The organism is Candidatus Sulfotelmatobacter sp., from assembly GCA_036500765.1.
GTDB lineage: Bacteria > Acidobacteriota > Terriglobia > Terriglobales > Acidobacteriaceae > Sulfotelmatobacter.
This window is the reverse complement of the sequence record DASYBM010000001.1, coordinates 1-13,855: the sequence shown is the minus strand read 5'-3', so window position 1 is coordinate 13,855 and position 13,855 is coordinate 1. Positions and strand designations below refer to the sequence as shown.

The window sequence follows — 13,855 nt, the reverse complement described above, 5'->3', positions numbered from 1 at the left end:
CTTGAAGGCATCAAGTGCTGAAAGGCGCCTTTCAAAGCACCATTGAATGGGAGTTTTTCCGCCGCCTGTTAGAGCGAAAGCTCTTTGCTGCTGACCGCAGTGATGACCCAGTCATCATTTTGCTTGTGCAGCTTCATCCAGACCTTGTCCGTCTTTTTTACCGTCTTCGTTGATTCCCTGTTGCCCGGATTCTGGGCTGGGGAACGGTTCATCATCAGATCGCCGCCGCTCTCCAGAGTTTCAGCCTTCGCAAATTTCTCAGTGCGCTCGCACTTGACGACTGCTTCATTGTTCATGGACTTCGTCTCAAGCGGATGCAGGCTCATGTGCTCATTTGAAACGCTGCCATCATCAAAATGCTTCTTGATTGAGCCGAATTCCTTCTTGTCGGTTTCCAAATCGGGCCAAACCGCCAAGAGATTTTGCATATTTCGCTGTTCATACGCGGAGATGTACTTCTTCAATGCGACATCGATTCCAGCCGGCATTTCAGACTGTGATTGAGTCGTGCCTACTTGCGGTGGCTCAGGAGTGGTAGCACCCTGAACTAGAATTGGACTACACAACAGCAAAAGAAGCGGAGATATCGAAAGCACCTTCATGGGAGCAAAAATCCTTCTCCGAGCGTTTTGGCCTTTTGAAAGGTTGCTGCCCGGCGGGTTCGTAGTTGCTGGTACTGATTATACGTCCTACTTTCCAAAGATTACCGTGCTTGAAAAATGCGAACTGGCGGCCATGTAGAAGATCAGTGGCACCGACAGGAAGAAGTTCATGCGCGAGGCCAGGAAGGCCTGGCGGGCCATGATGGCGGCGTTGGCGGGTGGAGTGCCGGCTAGGGTGCCGCGGATGATCTTTTTATTGTTGGGCCAGATGATGCCCCAGACGTTGAACAGCATCACGATGCCCATGCCTCCGCCGACGCCGATGGCGAGCACGTGATTGTCGTCTCCGCCGACGGGGGTGTAATGAACAAAGATCCAGCCTGCGGCATAGACGAGCACGGTCGTGATCGCGCCCAGAACGTAGCCGCTGGGGGTCATCTTCTTAATGATGAGAAACAGGATGGCCCATGCGCCGATCCAGAGCAGCAAGAAGAGGCCCATGGTGGCGCCTTCGCCTCCGCCTTGGCGTTGCGCGTCGGCTCCCACGTAGAACTCTCCCCAATACCAGAAGCCGAGAAAGACCGTCGCCAGCGCGCTCCAGCGAAACCAGTTCAGAGTGGGCAAAGTGAGGTACTGAAGAATTTTGGCTTTGCTGCTGGCGTCCACCTGCTTCATGAACGGGACGTTGATCAGATTGAAGAAATAGAGCAGACCGACCCAGGTGATGCCGGCGATGATGTGGAACCAGCGGATAATGAGCTGGGCAGCTTCCTTGCCGGTAATGGTGGGCATGACCACAGATGCTGCCGCGGCGAAATGGTGCATAGGATTTCCTCCACCCAACGGTTCGCTAAGAAATTTTCCGCAGTAAAATTGTTCGCCAAGTCTGCGCTTTTGTTGCGGGCGGTGTCAACCGGGTCAGATTGGAGTCCGTCTGCGGCAGGTTCGTTCCGCTCACGCGCCGGACTGGATAAGCCTGAGACTCCTTCGGCTTAGAAGAACGGCTGCACCGAAGATGACAAAGCAGTTTAGGCTACTTTCCAATTCCAGTTGAAAAGCGGCGGAGATCGCCGTATGGTACTGACATCCACCTGCTGCGATGCGGTCCGCGGATTTGGGCGCATTCTCAGCCGGGTTGTTCCCTTGTTCCAGTGGCAGCGGGAAGGCCGCGAGGAATATGCTGTGATATTGAGCGGTCCATGGGCGCCTGTGGGCTGATGGTGGCAAGTTCGCAGTCTACAAATCTCGTTGTCGACAAAGCGTTCTCGATCGAACGTTCTCGATTAGATCAAGGAGATCGGCGATGGACAGCAATAAGCCGGCGCAGAACATTCAGGATTCCTTCCTTAACACGGCCCGCAAGGAGCGACTCAGCATTACGATTTATCTGCTGAGTGGAGTGAAGTTGACGGGCCGCATCCGCTCCTTTGACAAGTACTCGGTCGTTCTGGAGGCGAACGGTCAGGAGCAACTCATTTTCAAGCATGCCATCTCGACCGTGGTGATGGGACGGGTGGCGTCGACGCATGTCGTTCACGTTTCGCATCCGGAGAAGGCAGTGGCCAGCGCCGGACCTGTATCGACGGCGGCGGCAAGCGCTTCGGGGACCGAAGGATAGGGCGTTTTCGGTTGTCGAGTTCTCGTGGCATGAAATCCCGCGGTTCGGCGCGTGCCGGGAAACGTGTGCCGCTTTGGCGCGATGCCAAACGTGCAGCCGCACCCGCGGAGCCGGAGCGCGAGCGCGCTTTTCTCGTGGGGATGGAAGTGCGCACTCGCGGACGAAGCGGTGCCAAAGGCGCGGCCGTTACTTCTCAGGCTGGAGCCGCGCGCGATGCGGCGGCAATGCAACCGGGTGGGGCCGCCAAGTCGAAGCCCACGATTCCTGAGTTTGACGCCGATGAATCGCTGGCGGAGCTGCGCACGCTGGCCGAGAGCGCCGGGGCGCAGGTGGTGGGCGAGATATTGCAGCGGCGGGACCGGCCCGATCCCGCGACCTTGATTGGCGCGGGCAAGCTCGAAGAAATCAGCGGTGCGGCCGCCGCGGTCAACGCGGATGTCCTTCTATTCGATCACGACCTCAGTCCTTCACAGCAGCGCAATATCGAAAAAATTATCCAGCGGCGGGTGATTGACCGCACGCAACTCATCCTCGATATTTTTGCTCGGCACGCGCGCACCCGGGAAGGCCAGTTGCAAGTGGAGTTGGCACAATTGCAGTATATGATGCCGCGGCTGGCGGGGCACGGTATCGAGATGTCGCAACTGGGCGGCGGCATCGGCACGCGCGGTCCGGGTGAGACCAAACTCGAAACCGATCGCCGTAAAATCGCGCGGCGCGTGCGGCATGTCGAGCAACAAATCGAGAACGTGCGTCGCATTCGAACGCAGCAGCGGCAGCGGCGGGAATCCGCGCCGGTGGCGACCATCGCTCTGGTCGGCTATACGAATGCTGGCAAGTCCACGCTGTTTAATGCGCTGACGAATGCGAAGGTGCTGGAATCGTCCCGCATGTTCGCCACGCTCGATCCCACGATTCGGGGCGTGGAATTGCCATCCAAGCGGAAAGTTCTGCTGTCAGACACCGTCGGATTCATTCGCAGCCTGCCGCACACTCTGGTATCGGCCTTCCGCGCAACGCTCGAGGAAGTGCAGCGGGCGTCGTTAATTCTGCATGTTTCCGACGCGAGCAACCGGCTTTCGGCCGAGCAGGATGCGCAGGTGGAAATTGTTCTCAAGGAACTGGAAGCGGAGAAGAAACCGCGCCTGCGGGTGATGAACAAAGTCGATCTGCTGGACGATGAAGTTGCGAAGTCGTTGCTGGCGGATTCGATGCGTGAAGATTCGAGGACGGTTTACGTTTCGGCGGCGGAAGGCACCGGCCTGGACAAACTGTTAGAGCGCATCGATTCATTGATCGAAGAAGACCGCGTCAGCCGCGTGCATCTGCGCGTGCCGCAGAAAGAAGGAAAGACGCTGGCGCTGCTGGAAGCCAAGGCGCGGATTTATTCGCGAAAGTACAAGGATGGGGCGGTGGAGTTGGACGTGGAGGCTGCTGAATCCGTGGTGAGGAGAATGGCCAACTACGTGGTGCGCCGAGAGCAAGATTGCCCTTGACAGGTGCGCAAGAGTCTATGCGCAGTTTGAGCATCAAGGAAGTAGAGCTGCGAATCTCCCAGAATCTTCAATCTCCTCTGACAGATCTTTGCTTGCTGCGGCGGAACACGAGGGATGCCCGATGTTGGATCCTGGCGCTTCCGGATCACGCGAAGACGGCTGCAATTTAAATGGGCCGGCAACCAAGAAGCGGTGACATTCCTTGGCTATCGGCCCATTCGATCCTGAATTGGATCGGAGGTGATAGTTCAATGCTAATCCTCTTTGCGACGAAGTCAAGGATTATGTGCAGGAATCTGCAGGGCGCTTCCGTAAAATATTAATGATCTGCTAAAACCATTGTTGTTATAGGCTTACCGACATAGCTAACAAGAATTCCTAGCCACGCCTAACCCCCATCATGACGGCCGAGGTTTACAGCTGCCATGCATGCATGACGCCATCCTGAAGAGCCACCTTCGCCGCAGGGTCCTCCCTCATCGGCTAAAAAGACGTTCTTTGCGTTGACATAAACTCCTTCGGGACGTTAGACTTATCAGTTTTCAAAGCCCTCATTACTGCGGTTCGGATCAACGATTCTGGATCACCGATCTGGAGAACGAATCTGGTCTACGCTCCAGATCAGTTAATTAAGTCAGCTAGTCAACGCACTAAGTTCAGCACCACATGGATCAGACGCTTCAACAACTAGGCGAATTACTGCTCGGATCGGTTCCGACGGTGATTCTGTTGACGCTGTTGTATGTGCTCTATGCCCTGATCGTCCATAAGCCGTTGCAGCGTGTGCTCACGGAGCGGCGCAGCAAGACTGAAGGTGCGGTGGAAAAGTCGCGGGCGGATATTGCCGCGGCGGAATCGCGCACCGCGGAGTACGAACAAAAGATGCGCGAGGCGCGTTCCGTGATTTTCCGGGACCAGGAAGCGAAGCGGCAGAAAGCGCTCCAGGCCCGAGCGGGCGCGTTGAGCCACGCGCGCAGCAAGGCCCAGGCGCAGGTGCAGGCGGCGAGGCTAGACATTGAAAAAGATCGCGCGGCAGCAGAGGCCGGCTTGCCGGCCGAAGCGAACGCGCTGGCGCAGGAAATTGTGCGCCGCGTGTTGCAACCTGCTGGGGCGGGACGATCTGGGGCAGGACGATGATGAGATCAGCCGGAGTGAAGGCCGCTCAACCTGCCGCCGCGAGCTGGATCGTCCGAGCTGGTTTGGCGGCGCTGCTGCTGTTGAGTGGCGCGTCGGCGCGATCGTTATATGCGCAAGATCGGCCCCCACAGGGCCAGCCAGCTTCCCCTTCTTCCTCGCCTTCTTCTTCTTCAGAGCCCAAGGTTCCCGTCACTTCCGAGCAGAAGCAGGCAACCGGCGCTTCCGCTGAACGAGGCCAGGGGCCGGGCCGGCAACTCGCGCATGAAAGCAACGAAGCCGCCGGAGAAGGAAAAGATGAGATGGAAGAGTTCAAGCAATCGGCGTCAGTGCGCGGAATTGCCAGGGTAACCGGACTGAATCTGCAGCAATCGTACTGGCTGAGCCTGTTGCTGAACTTTGCGGTGATTGCCTCTGTCATAATTTGGGCCGCGCGCAAATATCTGCCGGGAATGTTCCGCGATCGCACTGCGGCGATTCAGAAAGCGATACAGGAGGCGCAGATGGCGAGCGAAGAGGCGCGCCGCAGATTGACCGAGATCGAGTCGCGATTGGCGAAGCTGGATGCCGAAATCGGAGCGATCCGCCATGCCGCCGAAAAAGAAGGCGCTGCCGAGGAAGCGCGGATCCAGGCCGCGGCCGAAGAAGATGCGCGCAAGATTGTTGCTTCAGCAGAACAGGAAATTGCGGCTGCGGCCAAGGCCGCCCGGCGGCAATTGACTGCCTATGCGGCCAATCTCGCAGTCGGCCTGGCGCGGAAGCAAATTCACGTGGACGCCGCCACCGATCAGGCGTTGGTGCGGAATTTCGCCGGGCAGTTAAGCGCGTCGTCATCTCCCGGCGATTTGGGAAAGGACAAGAATTAGGCCATGGCTTCTGTCGCCAGCACCTATGCCCGGGCTTTTGCGGACGTAGTTTTCAGCGCGCATCTCGATGCGAATCGGGAAGTGGGCGGATTGCGGCGGATTGAGGGCCTGCTGGCCGACAGCGAAGATCTGCGCCGGGTGTGGGAGAATCCCGCGGTTCCTGCCGAGCAGAAGCGCAAACTGCTGGATGCGATTGCGCGCCGCGAGGGCATCGAGCAGCACGCGCGCAATCTGATGGCGGTGCTGATCGATCACCGGCGTGTGCAGTTTCTGGGACGCATCGTCGAGCAACTGAAAAAAGAACTCGACGCGCGCATGGGTTTTGCCGAGGCCTACGTCACCAGCGCGCGCGAATTGGGCGACGCGGAGAAGCGGACTCTCGAAGCGCAGATTGAAAAAGTTACGGGCAAGAAAGTCCACGCGCAGTTTGGATTGGATGCCTCGTTGCTGGGCGGAGCAGTAGTCCGAGTAGGCAGCACGATTTACGATGGTTCGGTGAAGGGGCAGTTGGAGAAGATTAAAGATGCTATTAGCTCTTAGCTATTGGCTTTTGTGCCTTTAGCTTGAACCGAGTCCCCTTGAACCAGACTCCGAGGAGAGGACTGGGATGTGGCTAGAGCGATGTAGCTAATGGCTAAAGGCTAAGAGCTGATTCTATGGCACAAATCAAGGCAGACGAAATTTCGAAGCTGATCCGCGAGCAGATCGAGAACTACGAGACGCAGATCTCCGTAGACGAAACTGGCACGGTCATCACGCTGGGCGACGGCATAGCGCGCGTCTATGGACTCGACAAGGTCATGGCCGGTGAGCTGCTCTCGTTCCCGCACGGCGTGGCCGGCATCGCCATGAACCTGGAAGAAGATCAGGTCGGCGTGGTCATCCTCGGCGAATACACCGAACTGAAGGAAGGCGATGAAGTGAAGCGCACCGGGCGCATCATGAGCGTGCCCGTGGGCGACGCCATGATCGGCCGCGTCGTGAACTCGCTCGGCGAGCCGATCGACGACAAGGGGCCCATCGCGACCGATCAGTTCGTCGCTCTGGAACGCATTGCCCCGGGCGTGATCGACCGGCAGCCGGTGCGCGAGCCAATGGCGACTGGACTGAAGGCCATCGATAGCATGATTCCGGTGGGCCGTGGCCAGCGTGAGTTAATTATCGGCGACCGCCAGACTGGCAAGACCGCCGTCGCTCTCGACACCATCATCAACAGCAAGGGCAACGATCTGATTTGCATTTACAACGCGATCGGGCAGAAGCGTTCGTCGATTGCGCAGGTGGTGAAGATTCTGGAAGACGCGGGCGCGATGGACTACACCATCGTCGTCGCCGCATCGGCGTCGGAACCGGCCCCAATGCAGTACATCTCGCCGTACGCTGCGACCGCCATGGGTGAGTACTTCCGCGATTCGAAGCGGCACGCCCTGGTGATTTACGACGATCTGTCGAAACACGCGGCTTCGTATCGCGAAATTTCACTGCTGTTGCGACGGCCGCCGGGACGCGAAGCCTATCCTGGAGACGTCTTTTATCTTCACTCGCGCTTGTTGGAGCGCTCGGCGAAATTGAGCGACAAGAACGGCGGAGGATCGCTGACCGCATTACCCATCATCGAGACGCAGGCGGGCGACGTTTCGGCGTACATTCCGACTAATGTGATTTCTATTACCGACGGCCAGATTTATCTGGAAACCGATCTGTTCAACCAGGGCGTGCGCCCGGCGGTGAACGTCGGACTGTCGGTAAGCCGCGTGGGTGGCAGCGCGCAGATCAAAGCGATGCGGCAAGTGGCTGGTACGTTGAAGTTGGAACTGGCGCAGTATCGCGAACTGGCAGCATTTGCGGCCTTCGGCAGCGATCTCGACAAAGCGACGCAGGCGCAGTTGAATCGCGGACAGCGACTGGTCGAACTGCTGAAGCAGAATCAGTTTTCGCCGCTGCCCTTCTCCAAGCAGATTCTGATCATCATGGCCGGTACCGGCGGATTCCTGGATGACTTGCCGGTTGCTCAGGTGCGCGAGTTCGAAGCAGAGTTGTACAAGTACGTGGATTCGACCAATCCCGGCATCCTGCGAACGATCATGGAGAAGAAAATTCTCGACGACGGCCTGAAGGGCCAGTTGCAGAGTGTGATCAAAGAGGCGAAGCAGCAGTTTGTAGCGTCGCGGCAAGCGGTAGCGAAGTAAATGCATAGGTCCTTCGCGGCAAAGATCGCCGCTCAGGATGACAAGGTTTTGGCGGACGACCGACGACTGACGACCGACGACTAGCGAGAAACGACTAACGGCCAACGACTAACGATTGACAGCTAGCGACCAACGACTGATTCATGCCAAACATCCTCGACATTCGTCGCCGCATCCGCAGCGTGATCAACACGCGGCAAATCACCAAGGCCATGAAGGTGGTCTCGGCGGCGAAGTTGCGCCGAGCGCAGGATCGGGCCTTGGCGGCGCGTCCGTACGCGCAGATGTTGACGAATGTGCTGAAGTCGCTGGTGGCGCGGACGGAGATTTACGATCCTGAGACTGGAGAGCCCAAGCATCCGCTGCTGGCCCATCGCGAAGAAAAGAATATTCTGCTGATCGTAGTGACCGGAGACAAAGGTTTAGCGGGCGCGTTCAATGCGAACATTACGAAAGCCGCAGCGCGCTTTCTGGAATCGAAAGAAGGCAAGAACGTCGACATTGAGGCCATCGGCCGCAAGGGACGCGACTTTCTGCGCCGGAGATATCCCGCGGCGAAGGTGCAGACGCAAAGTCTGGCGGAACTCGGGGAATCGAACGAGCCCGAGGCAGAGCCGAGCGGCCGGGCCGGAGAAACGCAGATCACCGGCGAGCACGTTGGCGTGCTGGGGAAAGTTGAATTCGCGCAGGCTTCGGCGCTCGCGGAGAACGTGATTGAGCGCTACGGGCACGAAGACATTGACGCGGTCTACGTGGTATTCAACGAATTCAAGTCGGTGATCGCGCAACGGCTTGTCGTTGAGCAGATTCTTCCCATCGAGCAGATCGGGCAGCAGGCAGTTCGGATGTCCGAAGAGATGACGGAAGAAGAGAAGAAAAAAGCCAAAGAGGCGGCGATTACCGCCGGTGTGGGCATGCGCGGGCCGGATCGCAACGTGGAGGAAGCCGCCACGCAGTTCGGGACGGCGCAGGTGGATTACATTTACGAGCAGCCGCCGGAAGAGTTGTTCCGCGCGCTGCTGCCGAAGTATGTGAGCATCCAGATTTTTCGTGCGCTGCTGGAGTCGGTCGCGGCCGAGAATGCCGCGCGCATGACCGCAATGGACTCAGCGACGAACAACGCCACCGACATGATCGATTCGCTGACGCTGGTCATGAACCGCGCGCGCCAGGCGAAGATAACGAAAGAGATCATCGAAATCGTCAGCGGCGCGGCGGCGATGTAGGGAAGAAGCTTTTAGCTATTAGCCTTTAGCTATTAGCTTTGCCGTGAAGGTTCGGGCGGGCCGCCTAATTGTCTGAGTCGAGGTGGCGGCAAGCGGCCGTGAAAAGGTTTCAAGCTAAAGGCCAAGAGCTAATAGCCAGAGCTGAGGTTTTATGGAAAACGTAGGACATGTAATTCAAATCGCGGGACCGGCGGTCGACGTGCAGTTTCATGAAGGCAAGCTGCCGCCGATCTACGAGGCCGTTAAAGTCGTCAGCGATGGGTTCACGGTGCCCAGCCCTATCAGTGTAATTCTCGAGGTGCAACAGCATCTCGGCGAAGGACGTGTGCGCTGCATCGCCATGCAACCGACCGATGGCATGGTGCGCGGCATGAAGGCCATCGATCAGGGCGGCCCGATCTCCGTGCCAGTTGGCCGAGGGACGTTGGGGCGGGTCATGAACGTGATCGGCGAACCGGTCGATAACCTTGGCCCCATCGAGTTTAAAGAGCGAGATCCGATTCACCGTCTTGCGCCTGCCTTTGACGAACAGGCGACGAGCGCGGAGATGTTCGAGACCGGCGTGAAGGTCGTCGATCTTATTCAGCCCTTCTTGAAGGGCGGCAAGATTGGTTTGTTCGGCGGCGCGGGCGTGGGCAAGACCGTAGTTATCATGGAGCTAATTAATAACGTCGCCAAGAATCATGGCGGCTTCTCCGTGTTTGCCGGTGTCGGTGAGCGCACGCGCGAGGGCAACGACTTGTGGCTGGAGATGACGGAGTCGGGCGTGATCAAGCCAGGCAACCCAGCGCAGTCGAAGGCGGCATTGATCTATGGGCAAATGACGGAGCCTCCTGGGGCGCGTTTACGCGTAGCGCTTACCGGACTGACGGTGGCAGAATATTTCCGCGACGCCGAGGGCGCCGACACGCTGCTGTTCATCGACAACATTTTCCGATTCACGCAGGCCGGCTCGGAAGTATCCGCGCTGCTCGGGCGCATGCCGAGCGCCGTCGGTTATCAGCCTAATCTGGCGACGGAGATGGGCGAACTCCAGGAGCGCATCACATCGACGAAGAAAGGGTCGGTCACATCGGTGCAGGCGATTTATGTGCCAGCTGACGATTTGACCGATCCCGCGCCGGCGACCACATTCGCTCACCTCGACGCCACGACGGTGCTCTCGCGCGCGTTGACGGAGATTGGAATTTATCCCGCGGTCGATCCGCTGGCCTCGACGTCGCGCATTTTGGATCCGCGCATCGTCGGCCAGGAACATTACGACGTGGCGCAGACCGTGAAGAAGACGTTGCAGACTTATAAGGATTTGCAGGACATCATCGCGATTCTGGGCATCGACGAATTGACCGAAGATCAGAAACTCACGGTGGCGCGGGCCCGCAAAATCCAGCGCTTCCTGTCGCAGCCGTTCCATGTCGCCGAGCAGTTCACCGGCGCGGCGGGACGTTATGTGAAAATCGCCGACACTGTAAAGGGTTTCAAGGCGATTGTCGAAGGCAAGTACGACGACATCCCTGAGCAGGCGTTTTACATGAAAGGCCCGATCGAGGAAGTGCTGCAAGCGGCAGAGAAGATGAAGGCGGCAGCGTAAAGGCGTCGTTAGTCAATGGTCGCTAGTCGCTGGCATAGCATCGCTGACGCGGACTGAGGGCCAACGACCAACGACCAACGACCTATGGCAGATTCCTTGAAACTCGAGATCGTGACGCCGGAAAAGAAAGTTGTCGACGCGGCGGTCGAGGAAGTTCAGATTCCCGGGAAGAACGGCTATCTCGGCGTTTTGCCGGGGCACGCGCCGCTCATTACCGAACTGGCGGTCGGCGAAATCAAGTACTGCGAAAACTCCAAAGAGTTTCTGCTGGCGGTGGCGTGGGGATTCGCGGAAGTACTACCGGATAAGGTGACAATTCTGGCGGAGACGGCCGAGCGTCCGACTGAAATCGACGTGGAGCGCGCGCGGAAAAGTAAAGAGCGGGCGGAACAACGCTTAGCCAGCGGCAACACCGAAGTTGACGTCGAGCGCGCCCTCGACGCGCTGCATCGCGCCGAAACCCGTCTCGACGTTGCCGAGAAAAAATAGCGCAAATCCAAAAGCCCGCTCCTCGGATTACATCCTCGGCTTACAATGGTGCAGTTTCGTCATTCGTGCGCTCGTGGAGACGGCACCGTGAAACTTTCGGTTTATCTTGTTTCTTTCCTTCTTTTGAATTTCGCCACCGCGCAGGACGCCAAACCCGCGCAACCACAACCTCCGCAACGGCCGCCCTCGCTGAATACTCCACAAGTGCACGCGGACGATAGTGTAACGTTCCAGTTTCTCGCACCCAACGCGCAGGAAGTAAAGCTGGCGCGCGAAGGCGCGGAACCCGCCACGATGACAAAAGACGACAAGGGCGTCTGGATCGTGACGACGCCGCTGCCGCCGGATTTTTACGGCTACTCGATCATCGTTGATGGCGTGCGGATGATTGATCCTTACAATCATCTGCTGAAGCCGAATCTGCTTGCGACCGAGAATATGGTGCAGGTTTCCGGCGAGCAGTCGATGCCGTGGGAAACGAAGGATGTCCCGCGCGGAGAGATTCATCATCACTTCTATCGCTCCGCCGTGGCCGACGATCAGCGCGATTTTTATGTCTACACGCCGCCGGGTTACGATTCTGCAGCGAAGAAGAGATATCCCGTGCTGTATCTGCTGCACGGCTATAGCGACGATGCCAGCGGATGGACCGCGGTAGGACGCGCCAACGTGATTCTCGACAACCTGATCGCGCAGGGCAAAGCGAAGCCGATGATTGTCGTGATGCCGCTCGGTTACGGCACCATGGAGATTATTCGCAACGGCTGGGGAGGCCTCGCTAACCATCCGGAAGTGCGAGAACAGAATTTCTCGAAGTTCCGCGAAGCGTTGCTGACGGAAGTCATGCCGAAGGTTGAAAGCGAATACCGCGTGGCTACTGATCGCAAGTCGCGTGCAATAGCGGGGCTTTCGATGGGTGGATCGGAGTCATTGCTGACCGGGCTGAATAATCTCGACAAGTTCGCGTGGGTTGGAGCCTTCAGCTCGGGCGGACTTCCCGACGAGTTTGAAAAAGATTTTCCCGGGGTCGATATCAAGGCGAATCAACAGTTGAAACTGCTCTGGATCGCGTGCGGCACTGAAGATCGTCTGATCACCGTGAACCGCAAGTTGCGCGGATGGCTGAAGTCCAAGGGCGTGCAGCACGTCGATATCGAAACGCCGGGGATGCATACTTGGATGGTTTGGCGGAGGAATCTGACGGAGTTTGCACCGCTGCTGTTCCGGTGAGGAGTGTGGGATTCCTCGACACAATTGTTCTGCTCAGAATGACAAAGCGTGCTTACGGCACATTGACGTGGTCGCGGTTTTCCGCCGGCACATAGTTCACCGCCGCTGTCCGCTCCAGTTTGTCCCAGGCGAACTTGCGCCCTTCCAGCGCCCGCTTCAGTGTCTTGAAGAGGACGATCGAAAATAGCTGGCGGTAGGCGAACCGTTGCAGCCAGACCTGGCTGAGGAGCCAGGCGTCTTCCTTGTCGTCGGGATGGCGGCGTTCCAGGGCGAAAGCGATCGCCGAGGCGATGAAATCGATCACCAGAAATGCGAAGAAAAACAGCACCAGCTTGTGGAAGTCGGCTGGGTCGGTCGAGTCGGGATGAAAATGTTTCTGAACGTAATACCAGATCGTGCCGACGACAAACATGATGTCGATGAGCGGCGACACCAGCGGCAGCAGAATCTGGAATATCACGATGTTCGGCAGCGCCACCCATCCCAGCGCGCCCTTGCGGGCAAAAACTGCTCGATGCTTGTACACGGCCTGCAAAATTCCGAACGACCAGCGGAAGCGCTGGCGCATCAAGCCATTCGCGTTGGTCGGCGCCTCGGTGTAGGCGAGGGCCAGATCCTCGTACTCAACGCGATAGCCGCGACGCAGCAGAGCCATGGTGAGATCGGCGTCTTCCGCGACGGTGTCGAGGTGGTAGCCTCCGGCTTCGCGCACTGCCGAGACGCGCCATGCACCGATGGCGCCCGGCACAACGCTGACGGCGCAGAGAGCGTCGAGCGCGCGGCGCTCGAAATTCTGGCTGGTGATGTATTCGAGGGCCTGCCAGCGGGTCCATAGATTGACGCGGTTGCCAACTTTTGCATTGCCGGCAACTGCGCCGACGCGCTCATCTTCGAAGTGAGGGATGAGCTTGGAGATCGCGTCCATGGCGATGACGGTGTCGGCGTCGATGCCGACGTAGAAGTCTTCGTCGATGCGGTCTAGCGCGAAGTTCAACGCCGCCGCTTTGCCTCCGTTTGGCTTGGTGAGGACTTGAACGCGTCCCAGGGCGATGTCCTTTGCATAGGCGTCGCGGGCAACTTGAAAGGTGCGATCGCTGGAACCGTCATCGATGACGATGACGTGGAGATTTGGGTAGTCCGAGTTGAGGACGGACCGGATGGTGCGGACGATGACCTTCTCTTCGTTGTATGCGGGGATGAAGACGGCGACGCGGGGATTGAAGCCCGGAGAGGCCTGGCGGTGGGGCCGGCGAAGGCGATCGATGACTGCGAAGATGCCGACGATGATGAGGCGCGCGCTCATGAGGACGTCGCCAACGAAGAAGACGAGGACGATGAAGCGGCCGATGATGGAGAGGGCGGAGAATGCGATGGAGTCGGGGATGGCGCGAATGTATTGCCGCCAGGTGAGCGC

The 13,855-nt window shown here is 58.3% G+C and carries 13 protein-coding genes; 10 read left to right on the top strand and 3 right to left on the bottom strand.

The genetic code is table 11. From position 1 onward, the window contains the following. Window positions 1–68 precede the first annotated feature (68 nt). Both VGM18_00065 and VGM18_00060 read right to left on the bottom strand, forming a co-directional pair. Entirely contained in the window at window positions 69–602 is a 534-nt protein-coding gene (locus tag VGM18_00065; protein HEY3971361.1) for a hypothetical protein, read from the bottom strand. A gap of 87 nt (window positions 603–689) precedes the next feature. Beyond that, the gene (locus VGM18_00060; GenBank protein HEY3971360.1) at window positions 690–1,427 is read right to left on the bottom strand and encodes a urate hydroxylase PuuD; all 738 of its coding nucleotides are present in this window, start codon (window positions 1,425–1,427) and stop codon (window positions 690–692) included. Between the two features lie 478 nt (window positions 1,428–1,905). Here VGM18_00060 and hfq point away from each other — a divergent pair, with 478 nt between their 5' ends. From hfq to VGM18_00010, 10 genes are all read left to right on the top strand, one after another. Continuing rightward, complete coding sequence (gene hfq / locus VGM18_00055) at window positions 1,906–2,220, top strand: RNA chaperone Hfq (GenBank protein ID HEY3971359.1); 315 nt, start codon at window positions 1,906–1,908, stop codon at window positions 2,218–2,220. 29 nt (window positions 2,221–2,249) lie between these two features. Then, a complete protein-coding gene (gene hflX, locus VGM18_00050) occupies window positions 2,250–3,716 on the top strand; it encodes a GTPase HflX (protein ID HEY3971358.1) in 1,467 nt (488 codons plus the stop codon). 666 nt (window positions 3,717–4,382) lie between these two features. After that, window positions 4,383–4,853 (top strand): ATP synthase F0 subunit B, encoded by a 471-nt coding sequence (locus tag VGM18_00045; GenBank protein HEY3971357.1) that lies wholly within the window; start codon window positions 4,383–4,385, stop codon window positions 4,851–4,853. Beyond that, a complete protein-coding gene (locus tag VGM18_00040; protein ID HEY3971356.1) occupies window positions 4,850–5,716 on the top strand; it encodes an ATP synthase F0 subunit B in 867 nt (288 codons plus the stop codon). The genes VGM18_00045 and VGM18_00040 overlap by 4 nt, the downstream gene beginning before the upstream one ends. A 3-nt stretch (window positions 5,717–5,719) precedes the next feature. After that, window positions 5,720–6,256 (top strand): ATP synthase F1 subunit delta, encoded by a 537-nt coding sequence (gene atpH / locus VGM18_00035; protein HEY3971355.1) that lies wholly within the window; start codon window positions 5,720–5,722, stop codon window positions 6,254–6,256. A 116-nt stretch (window positions 6,257–6,372) separates the two neighbouring features. Continuing rightward, window positions 6,373–7,905, top strand: coding sequence for a F0F1 ATP synthase subunit alpha (atpA, locus tag VGM18_00030; GenBank protein ID HEY3971354.1), 1,533 nt, complete (start codon window positions 6,373–6,375; stop codon window positions 7,903–7,905). 143 nt (window positions 7,906–8,048) lie between these two features. After that, window positions 8,049–9,131: a FoF1 ATP synthase subunit gamma gene (locus VGM18_00025; GenBank protein ID HEY3971353.1), complete on the top strand. Its 1,083-nt coding sequence runs from the start codon at window positions 8,049–8,051 to the stop codon at window positions 9,129–9,131. Window positions 9,132–9,282: 151 nt separating this feature from the next. Continuing rightward, window positions 9,283–10,722 (top strand): F0F1 ATP synthase subunit beta, encoded by a 1,440-nt coding sequence (gene atpD / locus VGM18_00020; GenBank protein HEY3971352.1) that lies wholly within the window; start codon window positions 9,283–9,285, stop codon window positions 10,720–10,722. Window positions 10,723–10,806: 84 nt separating this feature from the next. After that, on the top strand, window positions 10,807–11,211 hold the full coding sequence (locus VGM18_00015; protein ID HEY3971351.1) for a F0F1 ATP synthase subunit epsilon: 405 nt from the start codon (window positions 10,807–10,809) through the stop codon (window positions 11,209–11,211). 87 nt (window positions 11,212–11,298) lie between these two features. After that, the gene (locus tag VGM18_00010) at window positions 11,299–12,441 is read left to right on the top strand and encodes an alpha/beta hydrolase-fold protein (GenBank protein ID HEY3971350.1); all 1,143 of its coding nucleotides are present in this window, start codon (window positions 11,299–11,301) and stop codon (window positions 12,439–12,441) included. A 52-nt stretch (window positions 12,442–12,493) separates the two neighbouring features. Here VGM18_00010 and VGM18_00005 read toward each other — a convergent pair. After that, on the bottom strand, window positions 12,494–13,855 hold a 1,362-nt coding region (locus VGM18_00005; GenBank protein ID HEY3971349.1), incomplete at its 5' end, for a glycosyltransferase.